Below are 12,284 nucleotides of genomic sequence, written 5' to 3'. Positions count from 1 at the left end.
GATTTGACTAACTTAACAATCTTCTTCCGCAAGGTCATTGGAGTGGCACTATTTTTCGTAATAGGAGCAATTGGTGCACAAATAGAATCTGCTCTTGGACCATTTTCAATAATCATCGACATATTATTTGGATACACAATGCTATTCTTGATGTTTTTAATTCCACTTATAGTGGTTGGTAAAATAGGCGAGATGGCATGATGTCGGTAGAAAAAGGAAGATTCATCTACACAAAGAAGAGATTGAAAACGTCAGAGGCACTTGAAGTCATAATCATAAACCATGACTAAAATAGGGACTGTCGTGGCAACCGCAATAATCGCACTAGTTGGTTTCGGAGTTATTATGTCTCCAATAGCTGCGCACGTGGATGCTATGATTCCTAATTCCTACGACTCATTTTTTCAGCAAATTGAGATTCTGCCAACACTCATGATGGGAACATTGATTATTTTAATAACATCTGTGTTTAATCACATGCAGAGCTAAACCCGGATTCTCAGCATCTATACCCCTGATGTAGGTGAAATATCATTCAAAACGTGATAGATAATCATGCGGTATTCCACATTGTGGACAATATCTCAAATCTTCTTCCTCTGGTACAAACTGATGGCTACAATTTTCACAAGTAATTGCTAAGGTTGCGGTAGCATTCGCTTCAAGTGTCGCAGTTGCTCTATCAGACCATTCTGAGTCGATGCTTCACCGTTTGCTTCGCGATCTCCTTGCCGAGCGAGAGCTCGAGGCGACGAACGCCTCAACAAGTTCGACGACACTTGCTCAGGTAGAGTATCTCGGGGCATACCATTTCGATGACTTACCTTCAGCTACAACACAGCGCCTTTCTCCACACGATTTGGAGTCAGCGATTTATGAACCTACAAAGTCTGTTGTCTATACATCTCTGGGAGATCGTCCACCGCCTGCTGTAGATGTATATTAGCAAGGGTAGGAAATTCATTATGCGCCATAGCCACGGTTATAGATTAGTAGAATTTATTAGAATTGATGAATGTTCTTGCAATAACTGAATGGTAGATCTGCCCAGAAGCGAGTATGAAGAGCGAGTAGAACGTGCTCGGTTAGCCCGAGAAGAGGCTAGAAAGACAATCGATGAGCAAACTAAGACACTGTCTGATATAGACGAGAAAGCGATTCAAATTTTCCGAATTAATTTATTAATTTCTAGTGTTATGATCTCTGGTTTATCAATCTCTGTGAGCACTGATCAAACATCCTATAGCGATGTCATGACCAATTATACTATACTTGGATCAGCTTTATTGCTGTTGTCTATATTGTTGGCGTCTATAACTTATACATCAACATCAGAACGCATTGGCATCTCAAAGGGTTCTATTGACGATAGCATTTTGAATCAAAGATATGACTATGATCTCGTTGAAGAACAAGTTGCAGTAGCATATGGTAATATGATTCGCTATAATTATAAAAAGAACGCAGCAAATGCGCTTCTTTTCACTCTAACTCTATTGGCAGCTATCACATCCATATCTTATTTAACGCTTGGGATTGTTGATGTGTATAATTCTGTTCCGTTATACGCTAATATTGCTGTTATTGTATTTTTGGGAGTATTTATAAAATTTAGCGGATTAGTTGGAACGACAAAGAGATGGTATCAACTCACATCCCCAGTCAAAAGATTTACCAATCTAAATGTCCTTCAACATCAGGTATAGCCGTTAAATCATCTTGTTCAGAAATCCAACCGTCCAATATCTCTCTTGGCTTGTTCTCATCTGGAACTGTGATTACCAACACCACTTCATTTATCTCTATGTCACCAATCGAAACGCCATTCGTGACTAATGTATAGGCATCTTCACAATATTCGTGAATGAATTGAGTGCCACGTGAAGCATAGTCAACATCCAACATCGAATCCGTAAAATCACCTAATGGTGTTTCGTTCTCGTCTGGTTCGTACGCCATACGAGTATACGTTGTTCTAAGAGAACTTGAACAGCCGAATATTTTCCAAGAGAATTATAGGAAAATCTCTACGTCACTCAGCGATGGTTCTGCGGGTTATGATGGTCAAATCGAGCATCAGCAGGCCGCTTTGGTGGCGTTGGTGGTGTTGGAGGAGTCCACTCATACTCTTCAATATCAACATTCCTCATTTGTAAAGCTGCTGCCAGTAACTTTTTAGAATTGTTATCTCCATAATCATTCGCATACAAGACGTGGTATTTTTTCTCAGAATCAGTAGTTACTACTTCTTTTTCTTCACAACTCCATGGTAAGTCATCAGGCTGTAGTCTCCAGATTCCAGTTTCTGTAGTGTTACTAGGTATGACTTGAATATACTGGTCTGGACCATTGTAATCCTCAAAGCGATAATAGAGATTTGTTCGTGGTCCTATATCCCAGAGTTTGAATAGACCATTGTCCCACCACAAGATTTCAGATAGTCCATCATTCGATTTCAAATCACTCAGGTCGAGTCTGTCAATTATATCAACCATGCAAAAATTTGTATGGTTTTAGTAATTAAATAGGTTTCGCCAGAGAATTTGTGGATATAATACAGTAGAAGTTAGAATGAAACTCTTATTGGAGTGCTCACAAGCAAAATAGAGTCAATCAATTATTCTCTCACTTACCAACAACCAAACTACCGATACACCGATTAGGCCTCGAACCGAACGATGAGGTTTCTGCTACTCTCGTCGGGTCCGTCCTCGAAGTCAACACCAAACCAAGCTCGAAATTAGAGACAGCAACAGCTGGCCAAGAGAACTGGGAGAACACGACACCAACCGACGCCGGAGAATCGCTCTTCGGACCGATGGACCGGTGAGCGACTATCCGATGATTGATTCTCTCCCGACTGAAGTGACGGTTCTCACTGACGTGAATGTCCTCGCAATAGCGCTCACCGACGATCATCCCGCACACGACGACGTGTATCCGTGGATTCAGAACGCGATCGATGGGCCAAACGTCTTGCTCGTATTCGATTACTATCCGTTGCGAGCCCAGTACTTGATGACGAGCAATTTTGGAGTAGACGCAGTTGCCGCTCGAAATGCTATTCAATCACTTGTTTGTAGCCCTGCACGGATCGTCAGCGCCACCGATACAACGCTGCTTGAGGCGTACGAGATCAGCGCTGAGAAAAACCACGACGTGTACGATTCGTTCATCGTTGCGCTTGCACGAGCATATGACGCCGATTACTTGATTACCACTGACGGCGATTTCAACGATCTTTGTGACGAGGAAGATGTAAAATACGTTAACCCAATACCAACTGAGAGACGTGAGAATTTAACATTAATTGAGGGATAGTACGAAAAAACATACGGTGTAGAGGCCTGAAAGATAGTGGTGGAGTCTCCGTTCAACTTCAAAAACATAGCCTTGTGTCTCGAGTTGCTGAGTCCGTTCTGTTGCGTGCGAGATTTCCTGTCTGTGGATATCTTTCAAATCGTGGTAATCATTCAGTAGTGTGGTATGCCGCCATCTAAATTTCTGTCTCTCATCAATAACACCACGAGCCTCATGTCCTTGAATCCGTTCAAAGATGGAGCCCCTCTCGTCCTCAGAAGTCATAGAACCCGATTGAGTACCAGCAAAAATAAATCATTTGTAGACGGAAACCCATAGGAAGAATGCCACAGATAATCGAAAGTAGATTCCGGGTTTTGGAATTTGATGATGAAGATGCGTTACTAAACGACATTGTTGATATAGGTTCTCCTGTCCACGTCAACAAAGAGCGGGAAGAATATAGCGAAACTCTTCAAAACAAAATCAATGGGCTAAACCCGGGGAATGTCATTGAGGCCGAAATTCAGAGCAGGTCCATTACGAGACAGGACGATATCTGGAAATTCATCGACCTAAAAGTCACTGATGAAACTCGTTTCCATTTTATCGAAGACGCCGATAATCATTCCTCTCACGTACCTGAGTTAGCTACCAAAGCTGAAAACATAGGTGAGAATACTGCTCGTACTGCAATCTCATCGGATGGGGAGCCAATTGGATTCATTACTGTAGCACAGGACCAAGGAGACCGATTTTGGTACGGCTTGCGAATGGGAACTAACACTCACGAGTTTGATATACAAAACTTGGAACCCATCGATGAGCCACCATATGAAGTGATTTATGCTCGGAATTCAGATAGGAGTCGGATCGTTTTCTACCATCTTGTGGAGAAAGGTACTGATGTAGCAGAGGCCGTATTATCCGCGAATCGGTAGTGAGTACGCTTGAAAGCTTTTGAAGGGGGTCTGTGTGTCCCTGCATGTCGAATCCGCTCTTCCCTTAGTATAGGTTCGCATAAGTTAGTTAGTTGAATTATATATTTTGGCAATATGTGCCATCTAATTTTCGAAGCATATGGTTCGAGGAAGTATATTCTATGACCTACACCTTTCTGCATTTGCTCTATTTCCATCATCTCTTTACTGGTGAGTTGTGTTGGACGCCAGTATGGCTGAATAATTCTATCACGTCGACCGAAGTGGCGGATTAGAAGTCGGATCAATCATGGATTTAGAATGGCCCACACAGTTATCTGCAAGTGAGAGGGACCGGACTTCTCGTTTGGTCTGCCGCAGCGACTCTACCATTTGAGGACAATCACTATTCGAAGCTTAGGATGACTGAAGCCGACCAGTCAGAAACCTAATTTACAACAATCGAGGTTGTATTCTCTGAAAGCAGACGCTCGTAGCACGCTGGCCTTCAGAAAGGTGGTACACGTAAATCGATGGCCTCGGTACTCGAACAGGAACGACTTACCAGTACCACTATATTATCTACGAAGAACCGATACCAATGAGCTACTTGTCGGTATTATTATTATCTTATATGTAGTCTACCTATATGGTGTTTTCGAATGTCTGAAGTCCCACCAGAACCACGGCGAGCAAGTGACAAAGCCAGAAATCTCCCGGAAGACACAATGAGTCTCGAGGTGTATTGCCATCGCCAGCACAAAGGGGAATGGATCAAAGAGGCTGAAGAACAGAGCTGCAGTCTCAGTCAGTACGTCTATGATCTAATCCAAGAAGCTCGTTGGCATCGAAATGATGGTTAAATCCCGGTTAAGATAGAGTATTAGACTCTATTCTGTTGTTCCCATTCCCCCTGTCCCTCAAGTTGCTAAGAATCATCATCTGTGATGTCCTTAGTAGATCGATTCATTATGGTACTGAATCCAAACTTTGCGATGAAATGTTTATCATCAAACTTTTCCAGTTTACTCTGAATTAACACGTATGGAAAATCAGGATACTGATCCCGGGCCTGAATGGATAAATTACGTTGTATTCACTGTCGTTGGTATGGCGTTATTAGTAACGGGAGCAGTCTTCTCTGGACTATTTGATGCAATTCTCTCTGGAAACTATCAGTTAGCAGAAGTCTTCTCGTCTATTCTGTCTGTTCTGACTTCACTAATCCTTGTAGGTGTTACCTGGTGGTATGTAGGTTTGACATCAGATTTGGTGAGTCTGACGGAAAAACAGAGACAGCAAGAACGGGAATTAGAGATCTCAAGGCACCAGACACAGCAGCAGAATCTAAGACAAGCATTCCTCATTGAACTCAACGAGGTTGAAGGTACACTGAATAAACTCGTTGAGAGCAAAGAAAAGGATCAACTCACCCCGAACAGGTATCCAGAAATTCTGATGCCAACAGTTGTCTATGAGTCGAATGCAAATCAAATCGGAATTCTCACGACAAATGAAGCAGCGTCTTTGACCAGTATCTATACTCGATTACTTCACCTCCATAGTTTAATGAAGTCGTATAATGAGATCAAGGAAAAAGATAAGCTGACCAAGCGAGAGCAAGCTGAAATAGAAGTTGTAGAAACTGTTGGACCTTACATGGCATCTGAGATTCTAGAGGAGATCGGAGAGCTCGCGGAGATAATGGCGGCAGAAGCGGAACACACAATGACAATAGATAGGCTGTCGGAAAATTTTGGAACTAAACCGGATCATCAACCGTATCAATAATTTTAGACCGTCTCACTGCGAATAGATATCTATATAGTGATTTTACATTATGTAATTCAAATTTAGTTAATTATAATACCATCCAAAGGCAATAACTATATGCAATGTCGAAACATAATACCCGTCGAAGTGTGCTAAAAATCGTTGGAACTGCTGGTCTTGGAATTGGAGCACTAAGTACTACAGTTGCTGCAGATAATTTTGATGGTTGTGATGAACTTGGTGACTTTATTGAAAGTTCATCTGTTGACTTCAATAATGGATATGGGACAGAAACAATTCAGATCTCACCAAGTATTGACAATGTACGGTTTAATACAAGCATCCATCACTCTCAGGATGTTGATGGACTGTACCTATACAATCCGTTTGAAGAAGACCGCTCTGATGGGGAAGATTCTGGATTTGGGCCAGATCCAGATGTTACAACGCGCACAAACTTCCCAGGGAGCGAATTTAGAATAGAAATGTCTGTAGAAGATAATGATTTTGATGGGTCGATATCTTTCAACCTGTTTGAATGTAATGAAACACATTAAAAAAATTAATAGCTATTACACACTGCTTAGTGTCTGGCAATCATCACATTTCTATAAATTTGTTGACTTGAAATCTGATAGTAGTGTTTATCCATATACTATTTAATCATTCGTGTATCCATAATCGACTCGTGAACTCCGGATCGCATTCGCCGTCTCTAACGTTCCTCTGAACAGGTTTTGATTGAGAACGCATTTCTGAATTAATCAGCTGTTTGCTTCTCAAACTACCTTATCGTCATATCCTACATACTAAAATATAATCCCATGACATAGTTACTTATTATCTCTTCACACTCTTGTTGTGTGTATATTCATCAATCCCTCTTCCCCATATAAATAAGCGAATATATTCGCATCTATTCTCGCACGCTGGCAATCGGCTTGATGCTTGAAACGCATTGACGGATTGTTCTATGGGATGCACGATGGCGAAGAATCGCTGGCACTGGGTGAATCAAAAATTCAGAAAAGGCGTAGTGATGCTCTACGAAATTCACTTGATAGCATCAACAGATTCCACGATCCAACTGGTGATACGAAAACCAGGCACGAACTCACCGTTGCAGCTGATAATCTTAGCTCAAACCTCTCTGAGCCAGAACTCGACAAGCTAAGGAATCTACTGAAGGAGGGGGAAAAGTCGTATAAACAGGTCCATCCGATTTTTGCAGCATATGACGAGAGTTGGATACTGGATGTACAAGCAGATGCGCAAGATGAAGATGAGATACGAGAATTAATATGCGAAAAGATCGATAACTCTGGGGTGAATGAGTATATATTCGACAAATTGGAAGAAGATGAGTACAAAAAGCTGAAGAAATACGAATTAATCTTCTTCTTGCTTCCTCTAGAGGACGCTGACTCGTTTCGTGAGCAATTGCAACACGAATTGTACCCGTATATCAACTCATGACAAACTCTGAAAACTCCACCTACGAGATTGCGGCTGACTTTGAGGTGTTCAACAAGTGTTTAGATGCGCTTGCTATTAATCTGATCAAAAAAGACCTGGGTGTTGACCAGCAGAAACAAACGGGGCTGGACGAATTTTTCGTGGAGGAGTCTAGTCAAGAAATTTCAGACGGAGACATCGAGGAGAGTGCTTGGATCGCCTCTGTTCTTGCATCCAGCGATAATGACGTACACAAGAGAAAAGCACTCTCTTTCGGTATTCTTGCATATCTTAGGAACCGAGATGAAGATCAAGAATCCCTCTACGAGCGATACTTGTACATTATCCTCTCACGTGTCGGAAACCTACCGGCTTTCAATAATGTTCGTAGAGCAGAGGGACAACTAAGTTTCAGACATCAAATGATGCAATCCCTCGACTCGATACTGGAGCTTGAGCTTGGATCCAACCTTGACAAGTACGAAATAGATGACGGGAAAATATTTTCCGAGTTTCAGAAGCAGATCTATGACTTACTTGTCGATGGAAAGGACGTAGCAATATCTGGCCCAACCTCTTCAGGAAAGTCGTTTGTCTTACAAGAGTATATCGACTACCGTAGCAAGAGTGACGAGAGCTTTGAGGCGATCTATGTGGTTCCAAATCGTGCATTGATCTCTGAGGTTAGCAGAAAGTTATCAAATAGACACGAGGATGTTGAAGTCCGGACTGGTGCGTATTTCGATGATCCAGGTCTTGATAGTCCCGATGAGACCGAGCCTGATTCATTCTTTCATACCCATATACGGTCGGAGCAATCGAGTCGACCATCGTTTCATAGATTGAGTCATTCGAACTCAGCTGAATGATGTCTTTTTTCTCCCGATTTGTGATGTCCAACTGATATCGAGATGCTTCGGTGATTGCAATGCCCTCAATATGCTTGTCCGGAATTGATGCTGTTGAGTTTTTCAGATCAGCATTGTGCTGAACGATTCCACAAATATTGACTGTATTGCCAGGATTAACTTCGTCTACGAGATCATCTTCAAGCTTTACAGTAAGGATTTCTCGGTCATCATCTGTCCCAACCCCTGGTGGCCGCTGCTCTATGTAAATCGTTTGTATATCCACATACTCACTCTGATCGTGGTTGACGACGAAATTCTCAGAACGCTCACACCCTTGGCATTTGTGTGGTTTCTGTATTCCACCAATAGGTGATTGTGGGATTCTCGAAAGTGTTCCACAGAGTTGGCATTCAAATGCAGCCTCAGACAGTGCACTCTGAGCTTGTTCAATCGAATCAACTGTTCCGGTGACCCTAATCAAGCTATTCACATGTCGGCTACGTATCTCACCAATGTCTGGGCTCTCGGTCGAAGGGAGATTGTGAATGCGAACATGTGCTTGGCTGAGTGAAATATCGATCGGGAGATCATACACTCGCAACGCCTTTTCAGCATAGCCCTGATGATGTTTTGGGTGACTGAGATAGTCATCGGCTAAATCTGGATCGTAACGATAGAGGTCTTGCCAGTCAATGTAGAGTGATTGCTTTTCGTTGGGATATTCTTGAGCCAGTTGCTTGACTTCGTTGTCGTAATAATTTTGGAAGAATTTTTCAAAGGCTTCAACTATTTCAGAGTTCCGGGTTGCCATGATCTGGTCTAAGAAGTTGAATCAATATAGTCCTTTAAGATGATCGTTCAGTAGGACGGCGGAACGCGGCTCAGTCTGGACTGGTTTCTATTGCTGCTATTGTCGTTATGTCGGCTTCTTCCATCTACATTGTCGAGAGTATCTTGTAATTCCTTGACGGCGATATCGTCGAGATCATCCACTAACTCCTGCAACTATTTTGGGCAAAAAGTTCTAATGGTTACTATAGTCTTTACAATCCAGCCAGCTTTCCTGAGAGTTCCGTTTGCGGCTCCGGGTGCCACACTACCAGTCCGCTAAGATAGGTGGTTGATTCCTCGCCAGTCTCCAGGTTCCTGTATCACAGTCTGATTATCAAGTTGTATCATTCCGCAATTATGCTGCCATGTCTATTAGTATCTGCAATGTACTTTCCCGCACTATGGCTATCTCCAATGGAAACTATTATGTGGTCCAGATAATGAGTCATCACTACTGAAAGTTAAAATAGAAATAATGATTCGAAATACCGTTACCAAACTTGTTTCAAATATACTCACCGACGCGTTGGGTTTGCTGTGGACGGCCAGTATCAATGAAATCGAAATTTCTCGTGAAACGCTGACTAGGTGGATGATCCCGCACGATATTGGCCACCGGAACCTCGAGCGACGCTGCAACAATCTGCTTTCAGATAGTTACTAGTATGAGTAACAAACCCTCCGACAGTCCGTCTGATCGTCCTGCTAACCACCCCGATGAGTCAGCATCAGTACTGACTCGTACTCGACAGCAATTCATTCGCGTCCCGCCACAGCTCCTCTCGGTCGCTGTTTGGCTGACCTTTCTGCTGGTCGTCACCGGTTCGGCAACTGCTCAGTCAGATGTCGGCGACGTCTACTGTGGAACTGGCGTCGAAACGGGGATCACTATCGTCTTCGGTGCGATTGCTGGTCTCGGACTCCCCGCGACAGGCTTCTATGTTTGTCGAGCAGGTCTCTCGTACATGCGTGCGGGCGGCAATCCTGAGAAAAAGAATAACGCCAAAGAGCGGCTAGTGATGTCGGGTCTCGGGTTTGGGATTATCGTTCTCGCGCTCATCTCACCCGAACTCATCGACAACATTGGAAGTCAGATGGGATTCGACTTCTCCAGTTGTGTCCGGCCCTTCTGAGACCTCACTCAATTGCAACCGACATTCCCTCACTCCCTGTCGATGGCCACACTCCGCCCGGTGATCGTTGCCCTCCTCGTCACGAGTAGCCTCGCCATCGGACTGATGGGCACCGCAGAAGCCAACTCATCAGATGTGAACTCGAGTACAGCGCTCCCTGCGGACGGCCCTGATTACGGCGTCAACGAGTCACGGTTTCAACTACTCTGGTCGGAAGACACGGATCAGGAAAACCTCTCGAGCACTGATTTCACCGAGAACGCGTCCTCACCTGCGGCGTTCTCCCAGCGCCTCTCGAAGTCGACGGACTACCTCTTCGACGAACCGATCGAGGACGTCGAACGCTGGAATAGTGGCGACTTAGACGACTACGCCGCTGGTGCCCTGAGGGCGTATGATTGAGTCCGAAGGAGATGAGGATTCCACCCCTGCGGTCCGCCGTTAAGATGGGATCTGATGTTAGCCTTGACAGTTCGGTGACGCTCGATCGGTCGGCGATGGGGTCACTGGACTGTGGACCACGCAATGTGTGAGTGTGTATTAACATTCACCGCCAAACCCCCCTGTTTTGCAGGGGATTTAGCATTCCGGTTGATCCTGCCGGAGGTCATTGCTATTGGAGTCCGATTTAGCCATGCTAGTTGTACGAGTTGAGACTCGTAGCAGATAGCTCAGTAACACGTGGCCAAACTACCCTATCGAGCACGATACTCTCGGGAAACTGAGGCTAATAGTGCATACGGCTCGGTGTCTGGAGTGACCCGAGTCAGAAACGCTCAGGCGCGATAGGATGTGGCTGCGGCCGATTAGGTAGACGGTGGGGTAACGGCCCACCGTGCCAATAATCGGTACGGGTTGTGAGAGCAAGAGCCCGGAGACGGTATCTGAGACAAGATACCGGGCCCTACGGGGCGCAGCAGGCGCGAAACCTTTACACTGCACGCGAGTGCGATAAGGGGACTCCAAGTGCGAGGGCATATAGTCCTCGCTTTTTCCGACCGTAGGATGGTCGGCGAATAAGTGCTGGGCAAGACCGGTGCCAGCCGCCGCGGTAATACCGGCAGCACGAGTGATGACCGCTATTATTGGGCCTAAAGCGTCCGTAGCTGGCCACGCAAGTCCATCGGGAAATCTCTCCGCTCAACGGAGAGGCGTCCGGTGGAAACTGTGTGGCTTGGGACCGGAAGATCCAGAGGGTACGTCTGGGGTAGGAGTGAAATCCCGTAATCCGAGACGGACCACCGGTGGCGAAAGCGCTCTGGAAAGACGGATCCGACGGTGAGGGACGAAAGCTCGGGTCACGAACCGGATTAGATACCCGGGTAGTCCGAGCTGTAAACGATGTCTGCTAGGTGTGACACAGGCTACGAGCCTGTGTTGTGCCGTAGGGAAGCCGTGAAGCAGACCGCCTGGGAAGTACGTCTGCAAGGATGAAACTTAAAGGAATTGGCGGGGGAGCACTACAACCGGAGGAGCCTGCGGTTTAATTGGACTCAACGCCGGACATCTCACCAGCATCGACAGTGTGCAGTGAAAGTCAGTGTGATGAGCTTACTGGAGCCACTGAGAGGAGGTGCATGGCCGCCGTCAGCTCGTACCGTGAGGCGTCCTGTTAAGTCAGGCAACGAGCGAGACCCGCACCCTTAATTGCCAGCAACACCCTTGAGGTGGTTGGGTACATTAAGAGGACTGCCAGTGCCAAACTGGAGGAAGGAACGGGCAACGGTAGGTCAGTATGCCCCGAATGTGCTGGGCTACACGCGGGCTACAATGGTCGAGACAGTGGGATGCAACGCCGAGAGGCGACGCTAATCTCCGAAACTCGATCGTAGTTCGGATTGCGGGCTGAAACTCGCCCGCATGAAGCTGGATTCGGTAGTAATCGCGCCTCAGAAGGGCGCGGTGAATACGTCCCCACCTGGCTGTATCCTCATTCTGAACAAAGACAAGCCCGAGGAGCGAGAAGGCAAAGTTCAGTTCATTTATGCCGAGGACCAGACACTTCGGGAATCCGAGGTTCA

The 12,284-nt window shown here is 45.3% G+C and carries 13 protein-coding genes, 1 rRNA gene and 1 pseudogene; 11 read left to right on the top strand and 4 right to left on the bottom strand.

From position 1 onward, the window contains the following. The first annotated feature begins 3 nt into the window (after positions 1-3). Together EL22_RS17620 and EL22_RS17615 are read left to right on the top strand one after the other, a co-directional pair. Positions 4-201, top strand: a complete 198-nt coding sequence (locus EL22_RS17620) for a hypothetical protein (protein WP_156184217.1) — start codon at positions 4-6, stop codon at positions 199-201. An 833-nt stretch (positions 202-1,034) separates the two neighbouring features. Continuing rightward, positions 1,035-1,706: a hypothetical protein gene (locus EL22_RS17615; protein ID WP_156184216.1), complete on the top strand. Its 672-nt coding sequence runs from the start codon at positions 1,035-1,037 to the stop codon at positions 1,704-1,706. Here EL22_RS17615 and EL22_RS17610 read toward each other — a convergent pair. Both EL22_RS17610 and EL22_RS17605 read right to left on the bottom strand, forming a co-directional pair. Next, positions 1,672-1,959, bottom strand: a complete 288-nt coding sequence (locus EL22_RS17610) for a hypothetical protein (protein WP_156184215.1) — start codon at positions 1,957-1,959, stop codon at positions 1,672-1,674. The two genes, EL22_RS17615 and EL22_RS17610, sit on opposite strands and share 35 nt — an antisense overlap. A gap of 77 nt (positions 1,960-2,036) precedes the next feature. Continuing rightward, positions 2,037-2,495 carry a hypothetical protein gene (locus tag EL22_RS17605; RefSeq protein WP_156184214.1) on the bottom strand — a complete coding sequence of 153 codons (459 nt, stop codon included), beginning with the start codon at positions 2,493-2,495 and terminating at the stop codon, positions 2,037-2,039. Between the two features lie 346 nt (positions 2,496-2,841). Between EL22_RS17605 and EL22_RS15265 the strand changes: the two genes are divergently transcribed. Next, a complete protein-coding gene (locus EL22_RS15265; protein WP_050052272.1) occupies positions 2,842-3,321 on the top strand; it encodes a PIN domain-containing protein in 480 nt (159 codons plus the stop codon). Here the strand turns inward: EL22_RS15265 and EL22_RS17600 are convergent. Continuing rightward, complete coding sequence (locus EL22_RS17600) at positions 3,307-3,585, bottom strand: hypothetical protein (RefSeq protein WP_156184213.1); 279 nt, start codon at positions 3,583-3,585, stop codon at positions 3,307-3,309. The genes EL22_RS15265 and EL22_RS17600 overlap by 15 nt on opposite strands. Before the next feature lie 59 nt (positions 3,586-3,644). Between EL22_RS17600 and EL22_RS15260 the strand changes: the two genes are divergently transcribed. The 5 genes and pseudogenes from EL22_RS15260 to EL22_RS19470 all read left to right on the top strand — a co-directional run. Next, the gene (locus EL22_RS15260) at positions 3,645-4,241 is read left to right on the top strand and encodes a hypothetical protein (protein WP_050052271.1); all 597 of its coding nucleotides are present in this window, start codon (positions 3,645-3,647) and stop codon (positions 4,239-4,241) included. 1,023 nt (positions 4,242-5,264) lie between these two features. Then, positions 5,265-6,011 (top strand): hypothetical protein, encoded by a 747-nt coding sequence (locus EL22_RS15255; RefSeq protein WP_050052270.1) that lies wholly within the window; start codon positions 5,265-5,267, stop codon positions 6,009-6,011. A gap of 131 nt (positions 6,012-6,142) precedes the next feature. Beyond that, on the top strand, positions 6,143-6,550 hold the full coding sequence (locus EL22_RS17595) for a hypothetical protein (RefSeq protein ID WP_156184212.1): 408 nt from the start codon (positions 6,143-6,145) through the stop codon (positions 6,548-6,550). 391 nt (positions 6,551-6,941) lie between these two features. Further along, a complete protein-coding gene (locus EL22_RS15245; RefSeq protein WP_050052268.1) occupies positions 6,942-7,469 on the top strand; it encodes a Hachiman antiphage defense system protein HamA in 528 nt (175 codons plus the stop codon). After that, a pseudogene (locus EL22_RS19470) lies at positions 7,466-8,122 on the top strand (DEAD/DEAH box helicase); the annotation flags it as partial. The gene EL22_RS15245 and the pseudogene EL22_RS19470, both read left to right, overlap by 4 nt. Before the next feature lie 10 nt (positions 8,123-8,132). Here EL22_RS19470 and EL22_RS16665 read toward each other — a convergent pair. Beyond that, a complete protein-coding gene (locus EL22_RS16665; RefSeq protein ID WP_082146849.1) occupies positions 8,133-9,110 on the bottom strand; it encodes a minichromosome maintenance protein MCM in 978 nt (325 codons plus the stop codon). A 628-nt stretch (positions 9,111-9,738) separates the two neighbouring features. Here EL22_RS16665 and EL22_RS18800 point away from each other — a divergent pair. From EL22_RS18800 to EL22_RS15220, 3 genes are all read left to right on the top strand, one after another. Then, positions 9,739-10,263: a pilin gene (locus tag EL22_RS18800; RefSeq protein WP_231588004.1), complete on the top strand. Its 525-nt coding sequence runs from the start codon at positions 9,739-9,741 to the stop codon at positions 10,261-10,263. Between the two features lie 42 nt (positions 10,264-10,305). After that, a complete protein-coding gene (locus EL22_RS18265; RefSeq protein WP_050052265.1) occupies positions 10,306-10,665 on the top strand; it encodes a hypothetical protein in 360 nt (119 codons plus the stop codon). A 182-nt stretch (positions 10,666-10,847) separates the two neighbouring features. Beyond that, positions 10,848-12,211: ribosomal RNA gene (locus EL22_RS15220) — 16S ribosomal RNA — on the top strand. Positions 12,212-12,284: the final 73 nt, after the last annotated feature.

Source organism: Halostagnicola sp. A56 (genome assembly GCF_000691505.1).
GTDB lineage: Archaea > Halobacteriota > Halobacteria > Halobacteriales > Natrialbaceae > Halostagnicola.
The sequence above is the reverse complement of the archived record's forward strand: the minus strand, read 5'-3'. Positions and strand labels throughout refer to the sequence as shown.

Bases quoted from the DNA above. Each gene is read 5' to 3' on its own strand.
- EL22_RS15255 (WP_050052270.1), top strand. From the start codon at position 5,265: ATGGAAAATCAGGATACTGATCCCGGGCCTGAATGGATAAATTACGTT.
- EL22_RS16665 (WP_082146849.1), bottom strand. From the start codon at position 9,110: ATGGCAACCCGGAACTCTGAAATAGTTGAAGCCTTTGAAAAATTCTTC.
- EL22_RS15265 (WP_050052272.1), top strand. From the start codon at position 2,842: ATGATTGATTCTCTCCCGACTGAAGTGACGGTTCTCACTGACGTGAAT.
- EL22_RS17605 (WP_156184214.1), bottom strand. From the start codon at position 2,495: ATGGTTGATATAATTGACAGACTCGACCTGAGTGATTTGAAATCGAAT.
- EL22_RS17610 (WP_156184215.1), bottom strand. From the start codon at position 1,959: ATGGCGTACGAACCAGACGAGAACGAAACACCATTAGGTGATTTTACG.
- EL22_RS18265 (WP_050052265.1), top strand. From the start codon at position 10,306: ATGGCCACACTCCGCCCGGTGATCGTTGCCCTCCTCGTCACGAGTAGC.
- EL22_RS17615 (WP_156184216.1), top strand. From the start codon at position 1,035: ATGGTAGATCTGCCCAGAAGCGAGTATGAAGAGCGAGTAGAACGTGCT.
- EL22_RS15260 (WP_050052271.1), top strand. From the start codon at position 3,645: ATGCCACAGATAATCGAAAGTAGATTCCGGGTTTTGGAATTTGATGAT.
- EL22_RS17600 (WP_156184213.1), bottom strand. From the start codon at position 3,585: ATGACTTCTGAGGACGAGAGGGGCTCCATCTTTGAACGGATTCAAGGA.